This is a genomic window from Pseudomonas sp. SJZ079 (assembly GCF_007993865.1).
Taxonomy (GTDB): domain Bacteria; phylum Pseudomonadota; class Gammaproteobacteria; order Pseudomonadales; family Pseudomonadaceae; genus Aquipseudomonas.
On the sequence record NZ_VIUH01000009.1, the window covers coordinates 85489 to 106498 of the forward strand.

Here is a 21010-nt window from a genome sequence, read left to right on the forward strand (position 1 = left end):
CGGCTTAAGGGGGAGGTCAGGGCTTATTTTTGGTAAGCCGCAACCGCCTTGATAATTTCGGCGCGGGCCGCGTCGGCGTTACCCCAGCCTTCGACCTTGACCCACTTGCCTTTCTCGAGATCCTTGTAGTTCTCGAAGAAGTGCTTGATCTGCTCAAGCAGCAGGGCCGGCAGGTCGGTGTATTCCTTGACGTCCACGTACAGCTGGCTGAGCTTGTCGTGCGGTACGGCGATTAGCTTGGCGTCGCCGCCGGCTTCGTCGGTCATGTGCAGCACGCCAACCGGACGCGCACGGATCACCGCGCCCGGCGCAACCGGGTAGGGGGTTACGACCAGCACGTCGAGGGCGTCGCCGTCGTCGGCCAGGGTGTTGGGGATGTAGCCGTAGTTGGCCGGGTAGAACATCGGGGTGGCCATGAAACGGTCGACGAACAGGCAGTCGCTGTCCTTGTCGATTTCATATTTGATCGGCGCGTGGTTGGCCGGAATTTCGATGGCGACGTAGATGTCGTTCGGCACGTCTTTACCAGCTGGAATCTTGCTGTAGCTCATAGGGTGACTCCCAGGGATGGGCCAAAAAAGTGGCGCGATTATAGGCACATTCCCCGGTCGTTGCTATGCCGGGCTGCTTAGCCATTGGTCGCGCAGTGGTGTTCTTTGGCTCTAGTGCGATAGTCGGGGTGGGTGGCCAGTAGGAGTTGCAGGCGCGCCAGTGGGTCTTGCCGGTAGAACAGCCTGAGCTGCGCGTACACCGCCGGGAAGGCAGCGGTCAGTAGATCCGGAGCGCTGAAGAAGTACTCGCTGGTCACCGCGAAGAACTCCGCCGGGTCTTCGGCGGCGTAAGGGTCGATGGCGGTGACTGCCGCGGGGTTGGCATCCAGTTGCGCGTTGAGCCGGTCATAGGCGCTCTGCATGGCACTCGCCCAGTCTTTGACGCGCATGTCGCGGTGCAGCGGCGGCAAGCCGTTGGCGTCGCCGCCGAGCATATCCAGCTTGTGCGCCAGTTCGTGGATCACCAGGTTGTAGGCGTCCCAGTCACCGCTGGCCTGCACGCCAGGCCAGGCCAGGATCACCGGACCTTGCTGCCAGGCTTCGCCGCTGTGTGCGGCGTCCCACTCATGCACCACGCCACTGGCGTCGCGGTGGCGTTGCGGGCTGACGAAATCGTCCGGGTAAAGGACGATTTCATGAAAACCGCGGTACCAGTCCCGCTCAGGCAACTGCAGCAATGGCAGTTCGGCTTGCGCCGCGAGCGTCAGGCGCGCCAGCTCATCGAGCTCGACGCCGGGCAGGGCGGTGAGGTGTTTGTGATGCAGGAATAACTGCGCACGCTCGCGCAAGCGCTGGTCTTCGGCCTCGCTCAGGCCGTCGAGTATCGGCAAGCTACGACGCACCGTGGCCCAGGTCGCGGGGCTGATGGGGTGGCGGGCAAGGATGCGCTGACGGCGCCAGGCGCGGAGCGACCACATGGCTATTCGACTCAGGTTGTAGGGTTACTCACCTTAAAGCGTCGTTTGTGTGGGCGACAAGCGGCGGCAAGTCGGTATATCGGCATAAAGGCTGCAACGCTCTGGGAGGTCACGTCCTAGGGAGTGCTCGCGATGTCGATAGAACGCATGGATCATCCCGCCGTCAGCCTGGTACAGGGCCATGGAATCGACCTGCCGGCCCAGGCGGCGCGGACTCGGGCGAGGTGGCTGGCTGGCCGTCAGGGCCGCGCGCCGGTACTGCTGGTGGCGCTTTTGTGGGCGCGCGACTGCCCCGATGTGGTGCAGCGGCTGGAACGCTACCTGGATGAAGTGTTCGACGATTATCGCTGTACGCCGCAGGGCTGGAGCGAAGTGCAGGCCGCTCGTCAGGTTCTGGCGGCGCTCAACCAGCGGCTATTTTTTCGCCAGCAAACAGGCCGCAGCATTCCACAGTTGAACGCCGGGCTGTTGCTGGTGCAGGGTGACGAGGTGCAATTTCTCCAGGCCGGCGCGATTGGCCTGCTGCGCTACCAGGCCAGCGGTTTGCACAGTCTGGTCGGGCGTGACGGCATGCAGCTGGGGATGCAGGCCGAGCTGGCGTTGGTGCAACAGCGGCTGCCGTTGCAGCCGGGTGAGGCGTTGTTGCTGGCGCCCCAGCCATTGCTCGGCGTCGCCGATTTGCAGGCCTTCCGCACCCAGTGCGAGACGCTCTGCGTGGACCGCCTGCCGACATTGTTGAAGCCGCTGCTGAGCGCGCCGGGCGCCGCGGTATTGCTCTTGCCGGGCGCGGCCGACAGCCCGCCACCCGTCACCGCGCGGGAGCAGTGGCCGGCGCTGTCCGAGGCGGTGGCCGGTATGCAGTTGGATGGTTGGACCTTGCTCAGCAGCTGTGCCTTCGGTCCGCCCGGGCGCGTATTCAAGGCCCGTGATGGGGCGGGTTGCGAGGCGTTGTTGTGGCTGGCCGAGAAGGCGGCCGATGAGGCCTTCTGGCAGCGCGAATGGGCCTTGCGTCGCAGTCCGCTGGCCAGCTTGCCGCAGGTGGTGTCGTCCCGTCAGCCGCGTCAGCATGCGTTTCTGCTGTTCGAGTTGCCGGCGCCGGGGATGCGCAGCCTCAACGACTGGGTGGCGGCGCATGCGCCATTGGATGGACAAAGCCTGCTGGCCTTGCTCGATCAACTGATCGCGGCGGTGCGGGCGTTGCAGCGTCGGGGCATGCAAGGGCTGTGGTTGAGCCCGCAACATATATTGGTTGGCGACGGCGGCCGTCTGCTGTTGTTGCCAGAGCATGCCGCGCTGTTACCGGGCGTGCCCCGGCAAGGTTTACCCGATGAGGCGATTCCGCTGGCGCCGGAGTTGCGCGGCGAGGGGCGGGTGGATGGCCGCGCCGATCAGTTCGCCGTGGCGGCGCTGACCTATTGGCTGCTCTGCGGCCGCTGGCCGGAAGTCGCCTGTCCGGAGGGCGGCGCGCAGAGTCGCTATGTGCCTTTGGCCTCGTTCAGCGGTTACCTGCCAGCGGGCTGGGATGGCGTGTTGGCGCGGGCCCTGGCGCCGCAACCGGGCGCGCGCTTCGAGGCCTTGTCGGAGTTTCGCCAGGCCCTGCAGCACCCGCTGCAGCATCCCGTGGGGGTGGCGCGTGCGCACGGCTGGCGCCGGCGGCGCTGGCAGCTGGCGCTGTTGGCCACGCTGACGGCGCAGCTGTTGCTGGGCTTGTGGCTCAGCCTGAGCGGCTAAGCGACGGGACCACTGCTGCACATGGCTGGGCGCTTGGCGACGCAGCCATGTGCAGCAGTGGTGCGCCTCAGTCGCCGTTGATCGGCAGCACGTAGTTCTTGAACTGCTCGTCTTCGACGAAGCCGATGGACTCGTAGACTTTCTGCGCCACGTCGTTATCGCGGCTGGTGGCGACGCGCATGCGCACGGCGTTGGTCTCTTTGGCCATCTTCTTGGCGGTTTGCAGCAGGCGGTCGGCGACCAGTTGCCGGCGCGCGTCTTCGGCGACGTAGATGTCGTTGAGAATCCACACGCGCTTGAGCGACAGCGAAGAGAAGCTCGGGTAGAGCTGACAGAAGCCGAGCAGCTTGTCTTCGTCATCGGCCAGCGCCAGGTAGATCACCGACTCTTTGCGGCGCAGGCGGGTTTCCAGAAACTTGCGCGAGGAGTCGGGGTAGGGCAGCTCGTCATAGAACTCACGGTATTTGACGAACAGCGGAGTCAGCAGGTCCAGGTGTTCCAGGGTGGCTTGGACTATGCGCATGGCGGGCCTCGGCTTCTATTGGCTGGATTGGCGGCGCAGGGGTCATGCCTGCGAAGACTCGATGCTGCCTAAAGCTTTTTGAATACGCAATCCAAGCAAGCGTTTGATTGAGTTAATTGTCGAGCGCACCGTGAATGCTCGCTGCTTCCCCTCTGGGCCTGCCCCGGTTGGTTGCTGCGCTGGCTTGAAGGGGCCTGATAAAGGGAATTTATCCGCCCAGGGTGGTCTGAACAGGCGGCGCGCCGGAGGCAATCATTTCCCCCGCCGCGTGAGGCTCCGCGGCTCCCGCGCGCGAGTCGCTGTGCTAATCTGCCGCCAGGTTTTTCGGGCCTCGGCTGCCCGTTTCAGAGGTTATTCATGCACATCCATATTCTCGGTATCTGCGGCACCTTCATGGGCTCGCTGGCCGTACTCGCCAAGGAATTGGGTCACCGGGTGACCGGTTCCGACGCCAATGTCTACCCGCCCATGAGTACTCAGTTGCAGGCCCAGGGCATCGAACTGACCCAGGGCTATGATCCTGCGCAACTCGATCCGGCGCCGGACCTGGTGGTGATCGGCAATGCCCTGTCGCGCGGCAATCCGGCGGTGGAGCATGTGCTGAATACAGGCCTGGCCTATGTCAGCGGCCCGCAGTGGCTGGCCGACCATGTGCTGCAGGGGCGCTGGGTGCTGGCGGTGGCCGGTACCCACGGCAAGACCAGCAGCAGCAGCATGCTGGCCTGGGTGCTGGAGCACGCCGGCATGGCCCCAGGCTTTCTGATCGGCGGGGTGCCGCAGAACTTCGGCATCTCTGCACGCCTGGGCGGCACGCCGTTCTTCGTGGTCGAGGCCGACGAGTACGACAGCGCCTTCTTCGACAAGCGTTCGAAGTTCGTCCATTACCGCCCGCGCACGGCCATTCTCAATAATCTGGAGTTCGATCACGCGGACATCTTCCCGGATCTCGCGGCCATCGAGCGGCAGTTCCATCACCTGGTACGGACCATTCCCGGCGACGGCCTGATCATTCATCCGGCCAGCGAAAGCGCATTGCAGCGAGTCATCGAGATGGGCTGCTGGACCCCGGTGCAAACCACCGGCGCCGGCGGTCAGTGGCAGGCGCGGCTGCTCAGCGAGGACGGCTCGCGCTTCGAGGTGAGTTTCGCCGGCAAGGTCGAAGGCGTGGTCGACTGGCAACTGACCGGCCAGCACAACGTCGCCAATGCCCTGGGCGTACTCGCGGCGGCGCGGCATGTCGGCGTGGTGCCGGCCCAGGGCATCGTCGCCTTGGGCGAGTTCAAGAACGCCAAGCGGCGCATGGAGAAGGTGGCCGAGGTCAACGGCGTGACGATTTACGACGACTTCGCTCACCACCCGACTGCCATCGCCACCACCCTCGACGGACTGCGTAAGCGTATCGGCAGTGCGCAGTTGATCGCTATCGTTGAGCCGCGCTCCAACTCGATGAAGCTCGGCGCCCACCGCGACGGCTTGCCGGAGTCGGTGCAGCAGGCCGATGCGGTTTACTGGTACGCGCCGGCCAACCTCGGCTGGGACCTGGCCGCCACGGTGGCCTCGTCGAGCGTGCCGACCCAGGTCTGCGATTCGCTGGAGGCGATCATCGAAGGGGTCAAAGCCCAGGCGACGGCGGGCACCCAGGTGGTGATCATGAGCAACGGCGGTTTCGGCGGCCTGCACGGCAAGCTGGCTGCGGCGCTAGGGGGGCAAGAAACTGGTGTGCCTCCGACCCAAGAGGTGCCCCGTAGCTTGGACACTGGCAACGTGGTTCCTGGTCCATGGGGTAAAGGTGATTAAATGAATGGTCCCGAACGCATCACCCTGGCCATGACCGGCGCCTCCGGCGCGCAATATGGCCTGCGCCTGCTCGACTGCCTGGTGCAGGAAGAGCGCGAGGTGCACTTCCTGATCTCCAAGGCGGCCCAGCTGGTGCTGGCCACCGAGACCGATGTGACCCTGCCGGCCAAGCCTCAGGCCATGCAGGCGTTTCTCAGCGAGTACACCGGCGCCGCGCCGGGACAGATTCGGGTGTACGGCAAGGAAGACTGGATGGCCCCGGTGGCCTCCGGCTCCGGTGCGCCGAGCGCCATGGTGGTAGTGCCCTGTTCGACCGGCACCCTGTCGGCGATCGCCACGGGCGCCTGCAACAACCTGATCGAGCGCGCCGCGGACGTGGCACTGAAGGAGCGCCGGCAACTGATTCTGGTGCCGCGCGAGGCGCCGTTCTCTAGCATCCACCTGGAGAACATGCTCAAGCTGTCCAACCTCGGCGCCACCATTCTGCCGGCGTCCCCGGGCTTCTACCACCAGCCGCAGACCATCGACGACCTGATCGACTTCGTCGTTGCACGGATTCTCAACTGCCTGGACGTGCCGCAGGACATGCTGCCGCGCTGGGGCGAGCACCATCAGGTGAGCGTCGATGATTGATCGGGGCCGGCTGCGGCGTCAGGTCTGCAAGGGGCTGACGCTGCTGCTGGCGCTGGGTCTGCTTGGCGGCTGCGCCAGCGTGCGCACCCTGGATGCGGCCAAGCCCGGTGCGCCGCTCCTCTATTCCGGTACGCGGCTGGACTGGTATGCGCTGAATGGCGGCTGCTGCCCGCTGGATCGTTTCGGCGCCGAGCCGCCCAGGTATGCGGCGCTCGATCTGCCGGCCAGTGCGCTGCTGGACACCTTGTTGCTGCCGTTTTCCATTGCCGCCGAACTGGGCCTGCACCTCGGCGTCAGCGGTGGCTTGTAAGGGCCAGGCCCGCGGCGTCACCAATGCCGCTGGCGGCGGTTCCAGCGGTACAGCGCGTGGGCGAACAGGTTGTAGCTCACGCGCGCCAGCCCATGCAGGCCGGGCAGGCGCAGCAGGCGGCCCAGCCAGTGCTGGCCCCGGGTGCGCTGGAACAACGCGCTAAAGGCGTCCACGCCGACATTGATCTGGCCCTGCTCATCCTTGAGGTACAGGCGCTCGCGCACCTGCTCCAGGTCCGCCCCCAGCTCTTCGACCGCCGCGGGGTTCTGCTGCACGTCGATCCACTCGACCGGGCAACTGCCCTCCACCTGCATGCGCCGACGCTGGCTTTCGATGCCGGCGTTACACACCGGGCAGGCGCCGTTGTAGAAGACTCTGAGCTGACTCATGGTGTTCCGCCGCTAGGCGTTCAGGCTGGTGTTCAGAGCTTGGCACAGAATCGCCTGTTTGGCGTTTAATCCTGGGCTCAGAACCGTGCCGCGATGAAGGGGCGAAATCAGTCGGCGCTGTGCGCGGTAGGCAACAGTTCACCCGCCAAGCTCGCCGCATGCGGCCACTGTTCCAGGGCTGCCACGGGGCCCGGCGCACCGAACAGATAGCCCTGGAACTTGTGGCAACCCAGCTGCAGCAGGGCCGCGTGCTGCTCCGGGCTTTCCACCCCTTCGGCGATCACCGCCAGATCCAGGCTGCCGCCCAGGGCCACGATGGCGCGCACGATGGCCGCATCGTTAGGGTCGCTGAGCAGGTCGCGGACGAAGGATCGGTCGATCTTCAGGTGATCCAGGGGTAGGCGCTTGAGGTAGCTGAGGGACGAGTAGCCGGTGCCGAAGTCATCCAGCGAGAAGCGCACCCCGCGGCTTCTGAGCTGGGTCATCTTGACGATCATCGCCTCGACATCCTCCACCAGTTGGCTTTCGGTCAGTTCCAGCTCCAGTCGGGTCGGGTTGGCCCCGGCTTCTTCCAGGGCGGCGAGCACGTCATCGACGAAGTCGCGGTGGTGGAACTGCCGGGCACTGACGTTGATCGCCAGGGTCAGTCCGGCCAGCGTGGGTTGTTCAGCCCAGGCGGCCAGTTGCTGGCAGGCGCTGTACAGGACCCAGCGGCCCAGCGGCAGGATCAGCCCCGTGCTTTCTGCCAAGGGGATGAACTCGGCCGGCGCCACCAGGCCGCGACTTGGGTGCTGCCAGCGGATCAGCGCCTCGACGCCAAGCAGTTGGCCCTCGTGGTTCACCTGTGGCTGGTAATGCAGGATGAAGTGGCGCGCACTGATGCTCTGTCGCAGGTCGCTTTCCAGGCTGGCGCGTGCACTGACCTCCGCCTGCATCATTGGGTCGAAGAATTTCAAGGTGTTGCGCCCGGCCGACTTGGCTTGGTACATGGCCAGGTCGGCGCGCTTGAGCACTTCATCGACCGTGCTGTGGGCTTCTGAGAATAGCGCGACACCGATGCTGGCGGTGCTGGCGTAGCTGTGCTCCGGTAGCAGGTAGGGCGCGGCGAGGGCCTGGAGGATCTTGTTGGCCACCGTTTCGATCTGCTGTATGCAACCCTCATGCTCCGGGTGCAGCCCTTCGAGCATCAGCACGAACTCGTCGCCGCCGAGACGGGCGAGGGTGTCCTCGGCGCGCACATGACTGCTCAGGCGTCGGGCCACCTGGATCAGCAACTGGTCGCCCATGTCGTGGCCGAGGGTGTCGTTGAGGTCCTTGAAGTTATCCAGGTCGATAAATAACAGCGCGCCTTCCTGCTGGTGGCGCGAGCTCTGGGCCAGGGCGTGTTGCAAACGGTCAAACAGCAGGCGGCGGTTGGGCAGGCCGGTGAGGGGGTCGTAGAACGCCAGGCGATTGATCTGTTCGAGGTTCCGCTTGTTCTCGGTGATGTCGGTGGAGATGCCGCATAAGGCGTAGATACCGCCTTGCGGGTTACGCAGCGGCAGCTTGACCGAGAGAAAGGTGTGTTCGCTGCGGCCGTCCAGGCTGCGGTTGGTCTCTTCTTTCTCCACCCGTTCACCGAGCTGTAGCACGCGACGGTCGTTGTCGTGCAGGTTGGCCGCGGTGGCGGCATCGAAGAAACTTTCGTCGGTCTGCCCCACCACCCGCTCCAGCGGTTGGCCGAACAGTTCGCAGACCTTGCGGTTGGCGTACTGGTAACGCAGCTCGGGGTCCTTGATATAGATATAGGCCTCGACGCTGTCGAGAATGGTGTTCAGACGCTGCTCGCTGGCCTTGAGGTGGCGCGTTTTCTCGGCCACCTGGCGGCGCAGCAGCAGGGTGCCGCCGAGCGCCATCAGCAACAGGATGAGCAGACTCGCCAGGCCCCACCAGACACCGGCGGGAATCCGCAGTTTGGGGCGCTCGCCACCCCAGCGCTGCAGCGTCTGGTAGTAGAACGAGGACGACTCGCCCTGCCAGTCCTGCAGATGGGCGTCGATGGCGCTCAGCAGGTCGGCGTTGCGACCTTTGCGGGTGGCATAGAACAGCCGGGCGGGCAGGAACATGATCGGTGTGTAGTGCAGGCCGTAGCGTGGTGCGTGATAATCGCCGAAACGCTGGTTGGCCACCACGGCCTCGGCCTGCTGGTTGGCGACCCGCTCGAAGCCTTGTTCCAGACTCTGTACTGCGAGCAATTCGGCCTTGATGCCGAAGCTGTCGAGCAGCGTCTTGAGGTAGTCCTGCTGAATCGAGCCGGCCAGCACCGCGATGCGCCGGCCTTGCAGATCCAGTACCGATTCGAGGCGCGTCGCGTCGCGGCTGTAGAGTTGCGACCAGCTGAACAGCGCCGGCACCCGGTGGAAGTCCAGGGTCTGCGCCCTGGTTCCGATCAGTGCCACATCGGGCATCAGGTCGAGCTCGCCGCTCTGCACCAGCTGCATGCACTGTTGCCACTCGCAGCTGACCGGGCGCAGGCGCCATTGTTCCTGCCGCGCGATTTCTTCCAGCAGCTCGCCGAGGATGCCGGAGATGCGGCCGTCCGGGCCCAGTAAAATCTTTGGCGCGTTGGCGTAGACCCCCACGCGGACTTCGCGCGGTTGTGCCCAGGCCGGTGCACAGAGGCAGACGCACAGCAACAGGGCGCCGATCAGGCGGAGGCTGGGGCGGGCAAGAAGCTGCGGTGAGGGTGGTCGCATGCGCTGGCTTCAATAGGAGTCTAGATGTAGCAACGATAGCCGCAATAGTGCTCTGGAGCCTGCGCCTAGGGTCTGTTGCCGTTTCATTGCGAGCCGCGTTGCCGCGAGAAATGGCCCCCGTTTAGGCGCAGGACACAGGTAATGGTCATTCCCTTGCCAAGTCCTGCAACAACAGCGGGGGCCATTTCCCGCGCAACCCGAAGGGCCGGGCCTGTTTTTGCGCGATGCGGCGTTTCTCGTCGCTCATTTGGAACAACCAAACCGCGCTCCTCGTGCCTTGCCTCGCGCAAAAACAGGCTACGGCGCGGCCGCGAATGAAACGGCAACAGACCCTACCGCGGGGCGCGGCTAATCGGCCCAGCCGGAATACACATAGGTCATGGGCTTTGGCCCTTTCAGGTAACGGCGGCTGAGCGCGCCCAGGGTAAAGCCGCCGCTCTCGATCAGTGCCGGAATGTCGCGGTTGAGGTGGCAACCGCCGGCCAGCGGCTTCCAGTACGGCGTCAGGCGGTGCTGCCAGCGCACGATCGAGGCATCCGGGGCCAGACCGTGCTCGCAGAACAGCAGGCGCCCGCCGGGTTTCAGCACCCGGCGCATGTCTTTGAGCGCGGCCAGCGCGTCGGGGATGGTGCACAGGGTGAAGGTACAGACGATGCTGTCGAAACTGGCGTCGGCGGCCTGAATTTGATTCAGCTCCAGGGCGATCATCTCGACGGGGATGGCGATCCGTGTGGCGCGTTCGTGCCCCAGTCGTTGCATCTCGGTGCAAGGGTCGACGCCGACTATCAGGCTGACGTGCGCGGGGGCGTAAAACTCCAGATTCAGCCCGCTGCCGATGCCAATCTCCAGCACTTTGCCGCGCGCCTGCGGGACCACTGTCGCGCGCGCCTTCATTACCTCGCCCATGCCGCAGGCGAAGTCGATCAGGTGCGGCAGGATATAGCGCTCATACAGGCGCATGGCAGGTTCCCGATGCAGGCTCAGGCATCGTTACTGGCGTCTGCTTCGGCTTCATCGTTGCTGCCGCTGATAGCGTCGAAACAACGGATGCGGTGCTGCTGTTCGCCGTCCGCCAGATGCCAGCTGTCGCTCTGCGAGTCGAAGCGCGCCGCCATTACCGTGGTGAGGGAGAATTGCCACTTGCGCTGCTCGCGGCCATCGATGCATTCGATGGTGAGCACGGTCTGGTCGTTGCTGTCGGCGCCGGCGGAACCGGCGCTGACCTGGGCCAGCAATTCGTTATCCAGACTGAACTGCCAGGCGTGCAGGCCATCTATCTCCAGCATGTCGGCGCCTTCCAGGGCTTCGATCAAGTCGTTATGGGATGTGCTCATAGGGCTTACTCAGTGCAGAGGGTTAGCGGCCGAGGCGGCGCAGCCGATCGGATTCGACGATGCGCACACCGTCCTGTTCTTCCAGGGCCAGGCGCCAGAGGGCGCGGGCCAGTACGGTCGCGTCGATGCCGCGGTATTTGCCCGGCAGCCAGCGCATCACCGGGGCCGCCAGGCGCTCGCCGATGCGCAGTTCGGCGCGTGGGCCGAGCAGCAGAGACGGCCGCACCAGAGTCAGTTGCGGCCAGCCCTGGGCCTTGAGTGCCTCTTCCATCTCGCCTTTGACGCGGTTGTAGAACACCGCGGATTTGGCGTCGGCGCCCAGTGCGCTGATCACCAGCAGGTGACGGGCACCGAGCTCGCGGGCGCGTTGGGCGAAGGCCAGCACCAGATCATGATCGACGGCGCGGAAGGCGTCCTGCGAGCCGGCCCGCTTGAGGGTGCTGCCGAGGCAACAGAACGCGGTATCGACCGGGCCACTCAGCTTCGGTAGCAGCTCGAGAAGCTCGCCGACCGGGTTGTCCAGGTGCGCGTGTTCCGCCAGCGCCCGGCGGCTCGGCGCCAGCACGCGCGCGACCGTGGGTTCATTGAGCAAGCGATCCAGCAAGTGTTCGCCGGTCAGACCGGTGGCACCTGCAAGAAGGATGTGCTGGGGCGTCAAATACATAGTGGTGGGTTCTCCGCTGATATCGATCAGCTTAGTGGTTGGCCGTGGTTTTGTCGGTGGGGGCGGTGCTCAATGCGGCGTTGGCCTGTTGCTCGCGCAGTTTGCGCCAGTGCACGAGGACCGGCTTGGGCGCCCATATCTGGGGTTCCGAGGCCTCGAAGCCTTCGGCCTGTTCGCGTTTGGCAACTGCTGCCTTGGCCAGTTCGAAGGCGCGTTGCAGGTCGTCAGTCTGCTGCAAGGCGTCGGCGAACAGGGCCCGGCCGAAATAGGTGAAGTCGTTTTCTTCCGAGCAGCCGAAGGACACCCGGTCGGCGCGCGCGGCAGCGATCACCAGGGTCTTGTCATCTTTCAGCTTGGGAATGAAGCCGCCGGCGTAGCAGGCCGAGATCACCAGCACCTTGTCGCGCGCGTGCAGGGGGCGCAGCAGGGTGGCCAATTCGCTGGCCGGCAGATCGGCCAGCTGCAGGCGCGGCTGATCGAGGCTCAGCTCATGGCTGCGCGAGCCGTGGCTGGTCAGGTAGATGAAGATCAGGTCCTCCGGGCCGCTACGCTCGGCCAGCGCCTGGAACGCGCGCCCCAGGTTTTCGCGGGTGGCCAGCGGGCGGTCGGCGAGGTGATCGCGGTGATTGATCAGGGTGATCTGGCCGCGTGCGGCGAAGCGCTCACCGAGCAAATCGGTGACGTAGTCGGCTTCGCGCATGAACACGCTCTGCTTGCCGTCGCCAGCCAGGCTCAGGCTGTAGAGCTCGATCGCGGGGGTCGAGGCGGGCAGGGCGGCGAGCGCCGTATCGAGCAGTCGGCCCTGGGTCAGCAAGCCGAGCTCCAAGGGGTCGGGCAAGGCGTGGCCCTGCTCGTCGCGTACGCGTTGGCCGCGTTGCCAAATGCCGCTCTGCTGGCTGCCGTCGGCCAGGCTCAGGGTGCCTTTGCCGCTGTAGTCACCGGCGGCGAACTGGCCTTGATAGACGCTGCCATCGGCCTGGGTCAGGCGGCCTTGGCCGTGGTAGCGCCAGTCGCTGAATTGACCGAGGTAGTGGCTGCCGTCAGCGCCGTCGTAGGTGCCGTCTCCGCTAAACGCGCCATCGACGAAGGCGCCACTCCAGACATCGCCGTCTGCGCTTTGATAGCGGCCCTGACCATGAAACTGGTTGTCACGGAAGCCGCCGCTGTAGAGATCGCCGTCGGGGCTCTTGAAACTGCCGGGGCCGTTCAATTGACCCTGGTCGAACTGGCCGCTGAACTGGTTGCCGTACTCGTCGCTGCGCACGCCCTGTCCCTGGGGCTGGCCCTTGCTGAACTGGCCCTTGAAGCTACTGCCATCGGCCCATTCGAGTGTGCCCAGGCCCTCGAACAGATTGTTCTGGAATGTGCCGCGATAGACCAGGCCGTCGTGGCTGAAGCGGCCTTCACCGCTGAATCGACCGAGTTCGAATTCGCCTTCATAGGTCCCGCCATTGCCGTCGCGCAGGCGGCCCTGGCCATCAAAGGCGCCTTGCTGGAACTCGCCGAGGTAGTGTTCGCCGTTCGCACCATGCCATTCGCCCGCACCTTGCAACTGGCCATCCTTGAAGGTGCCGACGAACCAGCTGCCGTTGCGGTAATCCACACGACCGTTGCCTTGCAGCAAGCCGTCGACCACCTCGCCGCGGTAGCGGCCGCCATCCGGCAGGGTGGCGTTGGCAGGCGACAGCGGTTCGCCGTCGCCGCAGGCGGCAACTAGCAGGGCGAGGCTCAGTGGAGCCAAATAGACGAGGCGGCGCATGGCAGACATCCGAGTCGAGACATGCCTGCGAGTATGCCGCAAAGTGGCTTGCGCGCGATGCGGTGAAGCACAGCATCGATGAAAAACCGGGCGCCGATCAGTGGATCGGGCGCCCGGTTGCGCGCTGAGGTCTCAGACGAAGCAGAGGGTCAGCGGCTCGGCGACATAGGCAGGTTTTTCCTGGCCTTCGATCTCCAGTACCGCCTTGGCTTTCAGCAGCCATTGACCGGGGTTCTTCTCGCTGGCGTCGGTCAGGGTGACGACCAGGCGAACCTTGGAGTCGACCTTGACCGGCTGAATGAAGCGCACGCTGTCGAGGCCGTAGTTGATCGCCATTTTCAGGCCTTGCGGGGTGACCATGATGTCTTCCATCAGCATCGGCAACAGCGACAGTGAAAGAAAGCCATGGGCGATGGTGCTGCCGAATGGAGTCTGCTTGGCTTTTTCCGGATCGACGTGGATGAACTGGTGGTCGCCGGTGCATTCGGCGAATTGGTTGATCCGCTGCTGGTCGATGGTCAACCAGTCGGAGCGTCCGAGCTCCTTGCCTACATAGTCTTTGAGTTGTGTGACGGGTACTGACGGCATAATTACTCCTTGAGGAGGCGGGGGTTTGTTGTGTGTTGTGGCAAACCGCTCTGGCCGTAGATCACCACGGGCTGCGCGTCCGGTCAAGCCTGCAGCACCCGGCTGAATGATGGGTTATAGGGCACTGCTGTGGGGCGCGCGCTCGGTCATGCGCTGCTGTCGGTTGCGGCTGCTGTTACCCACGGTTTAGTCAGCGTGCGGCTGGCCTGCTTATAATGGCGCTGCCTCGCCGAGGCGTCTGGGGCCGGGCTTGAGCGGTCGCCGTAATGCTCGTCGTTACCTGATTCGGAGATTTCTATGCTGCTTCGTGGGCTGTCCTGGCTGGTGCTGTGCCAATTGCTCGGCACCGCGCTCAATGTGTTGCTGCTGCCGATGCTGCCGGGTCCCATCATTGGCATGCTGCTGTTGTTCGCTTTTCTGCTGCTGCGTGGCGAGGTCGGTGAACCGCTGCATGTGGCTGCCAGCAGCCTGCTCAAATATCTGCCGTTGCTGTTGGTGCCGCCGGCCGTGGGTGTGATGGTCTACGCCGAGGCAATCGTCGCGGACTTCTGGGCGGTGGTCGGGGCGCTGGTGTTATCGCTGGTGCTGTCGGTGATTTTCGCCGGCTGGCTGATGCAGAAACTCATCGAGCGGCAACAGCGTCGGCAGGAGGAGGCATGAGCCTCGACTGGTTTGGCGCCTGGCACGCCGTGACCCACCACCCGCTGTTTGGCGCCGGGGTCACCCTGGGCGCCTATCAGCTGGGAATTGCCGCCTATGAGAAAACCCGCTGGGTATTCTTGCAGCCGGTGCTGCTGTCGATGTTACTGGTGATTGGCGTGCTGCTGCTGTGTGGCCTGAGCTTTGCCGATTACAAGGTCAGTGCCGAAATCCTCACCCTGTTGCTCGGACCGGCCACTGTGGCCTTGGCGGTGCCGCTGTTTCTCAATCTGCGCAGGATTCGTCAGCTGTTCTGGCCGACCCTACTGACGCTGTTGCTCGCCGGGGTGGTGGCCACTGTGCTGGGCGTGGCCTTCGCCTGGAGCTTCGGCGCCGAGCGGATCATGCTGATGAGCATGGCGCCCAAGTCGGTGACCTCGCCGATAGCCATGCTGGTGGCCAGCCAGATAGGCGGCATCGCTGCCCTGGCGGCAGTGTTCGTGATGATCACCGGGGTGGTCGGGGCTATTCTCGGTCCATCCTTGCTACGCCGTTGCGGGGTGCATCACCATGCCGCGATGGGCATGGCCTTGGGCATGACCGCCCATGCGGTGGGCACCGCACGGGCGATGCAGGAAAGTGAGGAGTGCGGCGCCTTCGCCGCGTTGGCGATGAGCCTGATGGGCATGGTCACGGCGGTGTTGCTGCCGCTGGCGATTGTCCTGTTGACCTGAGGACTGGCCGATGAATTTGCCGCTCTTTACCTTGAACACCGTGCTGTTTCCCGGCTGCTTGCTCGACCTACAGGTATTCGAGGCGCGTTACCTGGACATGCTCGGCCGCTGCATGAAGCGCGGCGAAGGCTTCGGCGTGGTGTGTATCGTCGAGGGCGAGGAGGTTGGCGAGGCGGCCGAGCGCTTCGCGGCGATTGGTTGCGAGGCGTTGATCCGCGACTTTCAGCAGCGACCCAACGGCCTGCTGGGGATTCGTGTCGAAGGGGGGCGGCGTTTCAAGGTGCGTCGCGCCCAGGTGCTGCCCGATCAATTGACCATGGCCGAGGTCGATTGGCTGGAGGAGGGCCCGGAGCTGCCCTTGCTCGACGAGCATGCCGATCTGACGGCGTTGCTCCATGCCCTGGCCGCCCACCCGATGGTCGCGGCGCTGGGCATGGGCGGAGCCGTCGGCGATCAGGCGGCTTTGGCCAATCACCTGGCGTACCTGTTGCCCTTGGCATCGGAACAGAAGGTGCAACTGCTGGCGCTTGACGAGCCGCAGGCGCGCCTGAGTCTGCTGCAAAGCGTGCTCGATCAGCTGCAGGGCGAAGTCACTGGCTAGGGTCTGGCGGGCAACTCAATAGCGGTAGAGCAATTGCCCGGCCGACAGGTGCCAGGTGGCGATGATCCCCAGCAACGCCAGGCAGGCGGGCAGGACCAGCCACCACACCTTGGCCGGCAGCGGCGCCAGCGGCATGCTCCGTTGCGTCAGATTCAGGCTCAGGGCGCACAGGCTGCCAGCCAATAAGGCACCGGCGACTATGTCGCTCGGCCAATGCACCCCCAGGTACACCCGTGACACGGCGATGCTCAGCGCAGGCAGACTGGCGAGCAGCAGCCAGGCCAGGCGCAGGCGGGCCGGCTGACCGCGTCCGGCCAGAACCCCGAGTACCAGAAAGAACGCCACCGCCGCGGAGCTGTGGCCGCTGGGGAAGCTGAAGCTGCCCAACGGTTCGAGCAGTACCTCGGGTCGGTTGCGGGCGAACCAGGCTTTCAATGCGCCGTTGGCCAGTGCGGTGCCGAGCAGGGTGCTGCCGGCAAACAGCGCGGCGCGCCACTGCCGGGCCAGCAACAGCATCAGACACAGCAGGCTGCCTGCGGCCAGTTGACTGTTGAAGTCGCCGAGCCGGGTGATCAGCACCATCAGCGGGTCGAGGCTGGCGCTACGCTGCTCCTGGAGCAGCGCCAGCAGGCCTTGGTCCAGCGGCGTCAGTCTTGGCCAGCCAATAAACAGACCGAACAGCAACAGCAGGCTCAATCCCGCGGCGAGCAGGCTGGCGCGACGCTGTTCGCGCAGGCTGCTGTGCACGCTGACAATCAGCACCAGCGCCAGGCCAGCGGCGAGCAGTGCGGCCTGTTGCCAGAAGCCTGTCGGCAACGGCAGGCGCAACGCTGCGCCGGTGGCCCAGCCCGGCAGCAGGTAGGCGATGACCCAGCCCGCCGCCGCCAGCAGACTGACCGCGATGAAGCGCCCGACTGGCATGTTGAGCATGCCGGCGACCATCGGCAGCATGGGCCGCAAGGGGCCGATGAAACGCCCGACCAGCAGGCTGGCGACGCCGTAGCGCTGGAAATAGATTTCGGCACCGGCCAGCCATTGCGGGTGATGGCGCAGGCCGGGCAGGCGACGAATGTCCTGATGAAAGTAACGCCCGCTGGCGTAGGACAGGGCGTCGCCGAGCAGGCCACCGCAGTAGGCCAGGGCCAGGGTTTCGCCGAGCGTCAGCGCGCCGTTGCCGGCCAGCACGGCGACGGCGAACAGTAACAAGGTGCCCGGTACGATGATCCCGACGATCGCCAGGCATTCGGTGCAGGCGATCAGGAAAATCGCCAGGCCCAGCCATTGCGGATTGCTGCCGAGCCAGGCGGTCAAGCTGTCGAGCCATTGGCTCATCGGTGGGCATCCTGTGGGCCGAGTAGATGGTAGTCGCGTCCCTCGACTTGGCCGCGACGCAGCGGGTTGCGCGTGCAGCAACGGGCGAAGGCCGCGTCGACGAAACGGTAGGGCAGCTGCTCGTCGCGTCCATGGGGAATGCCCAGGCGAGTGGTTTGCACGATCTGCGCCGGACGCTCGCCGACATCCTCGACGAACAGCCGTTGCGGATCGAAGCGCTGCGCGTCCCAGTCTGCGACTTTCAAACCGAGTGCTTTGCACAGCAGGGTCTGCCCGGCACAGAGCCTTGCCAGGGCGCGCGGCTGGTCTTGGCTATCCGGATTGTTGGCCTGCATTTGCGCCAGGCTGGCGGCGTCCGAGTGCGGGTCGAGCCAGGGATGGGCGGACTTGATCAGCACCGCGTTACCTGGGCCCTGTGCACTGAAGTTCAGCGAGTCATTGCCGCGTGCGTAATACATATAGATGTGCCCGCCGTCGAGAAACAAGGCTTTGCGTTTCTCGGTGTAGCCGAGCGAGGCATGGCTGCCTTTCTCGTCCAGATAATAGGCCTCGGTTTCGATGATTCGTGCGGCCAGCCAGCGTTCGCCCTGGCGATGGCGAATCACCTTGCCGAGCAGCTCGCGAGCGAGCTGGCGTGCGTCACGGTCGAAGAAGCTGTCCGCCAGGGGGCGGGCCTGTGGCCAGGGCAGGCTAGGGCAGGGGACGTGTGGCATGTGCGGTCACGGGGTGTCGGCAGGCATGGACTGGGCTGAGCTGAGCTGGGCGCGATCATAGCAAACTGCAGCGTGGCGGTTTGCGCCGTCCGGGCCCTGGCGCATGAGCGGGGTGCTGCGGCCGTTACCGGCTGGTGCCGCGCGTGGTCAGTTCGGGCTCCTGGCGGGCGGCCTGCCGACCATCTGCCGGGCACCGCTGTGCGCGAGGCGGCGGCGCGGCTATAATCAGCCGCTTTCCCTACTGCCAGGCCCCTGAGACCATGACAGAGTCCGTGCTCGACTATATGACCCGTCTGGGCCGCGCGGCCCGCGAAGCCTCGCGGATAGTCGCCCGTGCCAGCAGCGCACAGAAGAACCGCGCCCTGCAGGCCGCCGCCGAGGCCCTGGATGCCGCGCGCGCCGAATTGACCGAGGCCAATGAAAAAGACCTCGCCGCCGGCCGTGCCAATGGCCTGGAACCGGCGCTGCTCGACCGCCTGGCGCTGACCCCGGCGCGTATCGACGGGATGATCGAAGGCCTGCGCCAGGTCGCCGGCTTACCCGATCCGGTCGGCGCGATTCGCGACATGAGCTACCGTCCGTCCGGTATTCAGGTCGGCAAGATGCGCGTGCCGCTGGGGGTGATCGGGATCATTTACGAGTCGCGGCCCAATGTGACCATCGACGCCGCCAGCCTGTGTTTGAAGTCCGGTAACGCCACCATCCTGCGCGGCGGTTCCGAGGCCATTCATTCCAACCGCGCCATCGCCGCCTGTATTCAGCGCGGCCTGGCTGCCGCCGATCTGCCGGCTGCCGTGGTCCAGGTGGTGGAAACCACCGACCGTGCCGCCGTCGGTGCGCTGATTTCGATGCCCGAGTTCGTCGACGTGATAGTGCCGCGTGGCGGCAAGAGCCTGATCGAACGCATCAGCCGTGACGCGCGGGTGCCGGTGATCAAGCACCTGGATGGTATCTGTCACGTCTATGTCGATGCCCTGGCCGAGCTGGCCAAGGCGCAGCAGATCGCCTTCAACGCCAAGACCTACCGCTATGGCATCTGCGGGGCGATGGAAACCCTGTTGGTCGACCAGGCAATAGCGGCCGCGTTTCTGCCGGCCATGGCGCAGCTGTTCGCCGAGAAGGGCGTCGAGTTGCGCGGCTGCGCGCGTACCCAGGCGCTGATTCAGGTACTGCCGGCCAGCGAAGAGGATTGGCACACCGAGTACCTGGCGCCGATCCTGTCGATTCGCGTGGTCGACGGCCTGGAACAGGCCATCGAACACATCAATCACTATGGTTCGCACCACACCGATGCCATAGTCACCGAGCATCAGGGCCATGCCCGGCGCTTTCTCGCCGAGGTCGATTCCAGTTCGGTAATGCTCAACGCCCCGACCTGCTTTGCCGATGGCTTCGAGTACGGCCTCGGTGCGGAGATCGGCATCTCCACCGACAAGCTGCATGCCCGCGGTCCGGTCGGCCTGGAAGGTTTGACCTGTGAGAAGTATGTGGTGATCGGCGACGGTCAACTGCGCGGGCAGAATGCCTAAACGTATTGGCATGTTTGGCGGTACTTTCGATCCGCTACATATAGGTCACCTGCGCAGCGCGCTGGAAGTGGCGGAGTTCATGGCGCTCGATGAGTTGCGTCTGATCCCCAGCGCGCGTCCGCCGCATCGCAGTGCGCCGCAGGTGTCGGCCAGCGACCGTTTGGCCATGGTCGAACTGGCCGTGGCGGGTTTGCCGCCGCTGTGCGTGGATGATCGCGAGCTGAAACGCGACAGGCCGTCGTACAGCATCGATACCCTGGAGTCGTTGCGCGCCGAACTGGACGCCGACGATCAATTGTTTCTGTTGCTGGGCTGGGATGCCTTTTGTGGGCTGCCCAGCTGGCACCGTTGGACCGAGTTATTGGAGCACTGTCACATTCTGGTGCTGCAACGGCCGGATGCCGACAGCGACGCTCCGGAAGCCCTGCGCAACCTGCTGGCAGCGCGCAGCGTCAATGATCCGCTGAGCCTGAGTGGGCCTGGCGGGCAGATTTCTTTTGTCTGGCAGACCCCGCTTGCGGTGTCCGCCACGCAGATCCGCGGGCTATTGGCGGACGGAAAGTCGATACGTTTTCTGGTGCCCGATGCGGTACTGGCTTATATCCACGCGCACGGGCTGTACCGTGCCGTTAACTGAACACGAGACAAACGAGTTACTTATGAAGAAGCAAGAAATGCTCAGCGAAGACCTGGTCAAACTGGCCATCGCTGCCCTGGAAGACATCAAGGCGCAAGACATCACCACCATCGATGTGCGCGAGAAGACCAGCATCACCGATTTCATGGTGATCGCCAGCGGCACCTCCAGCCGTCACGTCAAGTCGCTGGTCGACAACGTGCTGGAGAAGGTCAAGGAAAAGGGCGTGCGCCCGATTGGCAGCGAAGGCCTGGATACCGGTGAGTGGGCGCTGCTCGACCTGGGCGACATCGTGGTCCACGTGATGCTGCCGACTGCCCGTCAATTCTACGACCTCGAGCGTCTCTGGCAGGGCGCCGAGCAGAGCCGTGCACAGCACAGCCAGGACCTGCACCCGGATCACGAGTAAGGGTCGGCCGTTGTGCGTATCAAGCTGATCGCCGTCGGCTCGCGGATGCCACGCTGGGTGGAGGACGGCTGGCAGGAGTATGCCAAGCGCATGCCCGCCGAACTGGCGCTTGAGCTGGTGGAAATTCCGTTGACCACGCGCGGCAAAAACGCCGATGTGGCGCGGATGATCCGCCAGGAAGGCGAAGCCATGCTGGCCAAGGTGCAAGCGGGGGAGCGTATCGTCACCCTGGAGGTCGAAGGGCGGCCGTGGAGCACCGAGCAGTTGGCCGTCGAGCTGGACAAGTGGCGCCTGGATGCGCGCACCGTCAACCTCATGGTCGGTGGTCCGGAAGGCTTGGCGGCGGAGGTGCAGGCGCGCAGCGAGCAGCGTTGGTCGCTGTCGCCGTTGACCTTGCCACACCCGCTGGTGCGCATCCTCATCGGCGAACAAATCTATCGGGCCTGGACGGTGTTGTCCGGCCACCCGTATCACAAATAACCAGC

22 protein-coding genes and 1 pseudogene are annotated in these 21010 nt (G+C 64.9%); 11 read left to right on the plus strand and 12 right to left on the minus strand.

What is annotated here, in order from left to right; all coding sequences use genetic code 11:
- Positions 1–23: 23 nt before the first annotated feature.
- Both ppa and FBY03_RS10720 read right to left on the minus strand, forming a co-directional pair.
- A complete protein-coding gene (gene ppa / locus FBY03_RS10715; RefSeq protein ID WP_147172242.1) occupies positions 24–551 on the minus strand; it encodes an inorganic diphosphatase in 528 nt (175 codons plus the stop codon).
- Positions 552–628: 77 nt separating this feature from the next.
- Positions 629–1468 carry a zinc-dependent peptidase gene (locus tag FBY03_RS10720; protein WP_147172244.1) on the minus strand — a complete coding sequence of 280 codons (840 nt, stop codon included), beginning with the start codon at positions 1466–1468 and terminating at the stop codon, positions 629–631.
- A gap of 132 nt (positions 1469–1600) precedes the next feature.
- Here FBY03_RS10720 and FBY03_RS10725 point away from each other — a divergent pair, with 132 nt between their 5' ends.
- Positions 1601–3199, plus strand: a complete 1599-nt coding sequence (locus FBY03_RS10725; RefSeq protein WP_147172246.1) for a protein kinase — start codon at positions 1601–1603, stop codon at positions 3197–3199.
- A 67-nt stretch (positions 3200–3266) separates the two neighbouring features.
- Here the strand turns inward: FBY03_RS10725 and FBY03_RS10730 are convergent, their stop codons facing one another.
- A complete protein-coding gene (locus tag FBY03_RS10730) occupies positions 3267–3722 on the minus strand; it encodes a GNAT family N-acetyltransferase (RefSeq protein WP_147172248.1) in 456 nt (151 codons plus the stop codon).
- Between the two features lie 357 nt (positions 3723–4079).
- Here FBY03_RS10730 and mpl point away from each other — a divergent pair.
- From mpl to FBY03_RS10745, 3 genes and pseudogenes are all read left to right on the plus strand, one after another.
- A pseudogene (mpl, locus tag FBY03_RS10735) lies at positions 4080–5423 on the plus strand (UDP-N-acetylmuramate:L-alanyl-gamma-D-glutamyl-meso-diaminopimelate ligase); the annotation flags it as partial.
- Between the two features lie 96 nt (positions 5424–5519).
- A complete protein-coding gene (gene ubiX, locus FBY03_RS10740; RefSeq protein WP_147172252.1) occupies positions 5520–6152 on the plus strand; it encodes a flavin prenyltransferase UbiX in 633 nt (210 codons plus the stop codon).
- The gene (locus FBY03_RS10745; protein ID WP_147172254.1) at positions 6145–6462 is read left to right on the plus strand and encodes a YceK/YidQ family lipoprotein; all 318 of its coding nucleotides are present in this window, start codon (positions 6145–6147) and stop codon (positions 6460–6462) included. The genes ubiX and FBY03_RS10745 overlap by 8 nt, the downstream gene beginning before the upstream one ends.
- A 17-nt stretch (positions 6463–6479) precedes the next feature.
- On the opposite strand, the gene FBY03_RS10750 is transcribed toward FBY03_RS10745, so the two are convergent.
- From FBY03_RS10750 to FBY03_RS10780, 7 genes are all read right to left on the minus strand, one after another.
- Positions 6480–6851, minus strand: coding sequence for a DUF393 domain-containing protein (locus FBY03_RS10750; protein WP_147172256.1), 372 nt, complete (start codon positions 6849–6851; stop codon positions 6480–6482).
- Between the two features lie 107 nt (positions 6852–6958).
- Positions 6959–9586 (minus strand): EAL domain-containing protein, encoded by a 2628-nt coding sequence (locus FBY03_RS10755; protein ID WP_147172258.1) that lies wholly within the window; start codon positions 9584–9586, stop codon positions 6959–6961.
- Positions 9587–9934: 348 nt separating this feature from the next.
- On the minus strand, positions 9935–10546 hold the full coding sequence (locus FBY03_RS10760; protein ID WP_147172260.1) for a class I SAM-dependent methyltransferase: 612 nt from the start codon (positions 10544–10546) through the stop codon (positions 9935–9937).
- A 20-nt stretch (positions 10547–10566) separates the two neighbouring features.
- Positions 10567–10920: a DUF5629 family protein gene (locus FBY03_RS10765; protein WP_147172262.1), complete on the minus strand. Its 354-nt coding sequence runs from the start codon at positions 10918–10920 to the stop codon at positions 10567–10569.
- A gap of 22 nt (positions 10921–10942) precedes the next feature.
- Positions 10943–11584 carry an oxidoreductase gene (locus FBY03_RS10770; protein WP_147172263.1) on the minus strand — a complete coding sequence of 214 codons (642 nt, stop codon included), beginning with the start codon at positions 11582–11584 and terminating at the stop codon, positions 10943–10945.
- A 31-nt stretch (positions 11585–11615) separates the two neighbouring features.
- Positions 11616–13343, minus strand: a complete 1728-nt coding sequence (locus FBY03_RS10775; protein ID WP_147172265.1) for a C13 family peptidase — start codon at positions 13341–13343, stop codon at positions 11616–11618.
- A gap of 132 nt (positions 13344–13475) precedes the next feature.
- The gene (locus FBY03_RS10780) at positions 13476–13931 is read right to left on the minus strand and encodes a MaoC family dehydratase (protein WP_147172267.1); all 456 of its coding nucleotides are present in this window, start codon (positions 13929–13931) and stop codon (positions 13476–13478) included.
- Between the two features lie 297 nt (positions 13932–14228).
- On the opposite strand from FBY03_RS10780, the gene FBY03_RS10785 reads away from it, so the two are divergent.
- From FBY03_RS10785 to FBY03_RS10795, 3 genes are read left to right on the plus strand one after another with little or no spacing between them, the layout of a single operon-like run.
- Positions 14229–14591 carry a CidA/LrgA family protein gene (locus FBY03_RS10785; protein WP_147172269.1) on the plus strand — a complete coding sequence of 121 codons (363 nt, stop codon included), beginning with the start codon at positions 14229–14231 and terminating at the stop codon, positions 14589–14591.
- Positions 14588–15304, plus strand: coding sequence for an LrgB family protein (locus FBY03_RS10790; protein ID WP_147172271.1), 717 nt, complete (start codon positions 14588–14590; stop codon positions 15302–15304). The genes FBY03_RS10785 and FBY03_RS10790 overlap by 4 nt, the downstream gene beginning before the upstream one ends.
- A gap of 10 nt (positions 15305–15314) precedes the next feature.
- Complete coding sequence (locus FBY03_RS10795; protein ID WP_147172273.1) at positions 15315–15905, plus strand: LON peptidase substrate-binding domain-containing protein; 591 nt, start codon at positions 15315–15317, stop codon at positions 15903–15905.
- A gap of 15 nt (positions 15906–15920) precedes the next feature.
- On the opposite strand, the gene FBY03_RS10800 is transcribed toward FBY03_RS10795, so the two are convergent.
- Both FBY03_RS10800 and FBY03_RS10805 read right to left on the minus strand, forming a co-directional pair.
- Entirely contained in the window at positions 15921–17237 is a 1317-nt protein-coding gene (locus FBY03_RS10800; protein WP_147172275.1) for a bifunctional DedA family/phosphatase PAP2 family protein, read from the minus strand.
- Positions 17234–17950 carry a DNA-3-methyladenine glycosylase gene (locus FBY03_RS10805; protein ID WP_147172277.1) on the minus strand — a complete coding sequence of 239 codons (717 nt, stop codon included), beginning with the start codon at positions 17948–17950 and terminating at the stop codon, positions 17234–17236. The genes FBY03_RS10800 and FBY03_RS10805 overlap by 4 nt, the downstream gene beginning before the upstream one ends.
- A 260-nt stretch (positions 17951–18210) precedes the next feature.
- Between FBY03_RS10805 and FBY03_RS10810 the strand changes: the two genes are divergently transcribed.
- The 4 genes from FBY03_RS10810 to rlmH are packed head-to-tail and all read left to right on the plus strand — an operon-like array spanning position 18211 to position 21005.
- A complete protein-coding gene (locus FBY03_RS10810) occupies positions 18211–19479 on the plus strand; it encodes a glutamate-5-semialdehyde dehydrogenase (protein ID WP_147172279.1) in 1269 nt (422 codons plus the stop codon).
- Complete coding sequence (nadD, locus tag FBY03_RS10815; protein WP_147172281.1) at positions 19472–20116, plus strand: nicotinate-nucleotide adenylyltransferase; 645 nt, start codon at positions 19472–19474, stop codon at positions 20114–20116. The genes FBY03_RS10810 and nadD overlap by 8 nt, the downstream gene beginning before the upstream one ends.
- Positions 20117–20153: 37 nt before the next feature.
- Entirely contained in the window at positions 20154–20525 is a 372-nt protein-coding gene (rsfS, locus tag FBY03_RS10820) for a ribosome silencing factor (RefSeq protein WP_147172377.1), read from the plus strand.
- A 12-nt stretch (positions 20526–20537) separates the two neighbouring features.
- Positions 20538–21005, plus strand: a complete 468-nt coding sequence (gene rlmH, locus FBY03_RS10825) for a 23S rRNA (pseudouridine(1915)-N(3))-methyltransferase RlmH (RefSeq protein ID WP_147172283.1) — start codon at positions 20538–20540, stop codon at positions 21003–21005.
- Positions 21006–21010 lie beyond the last annotated feature (5 nt).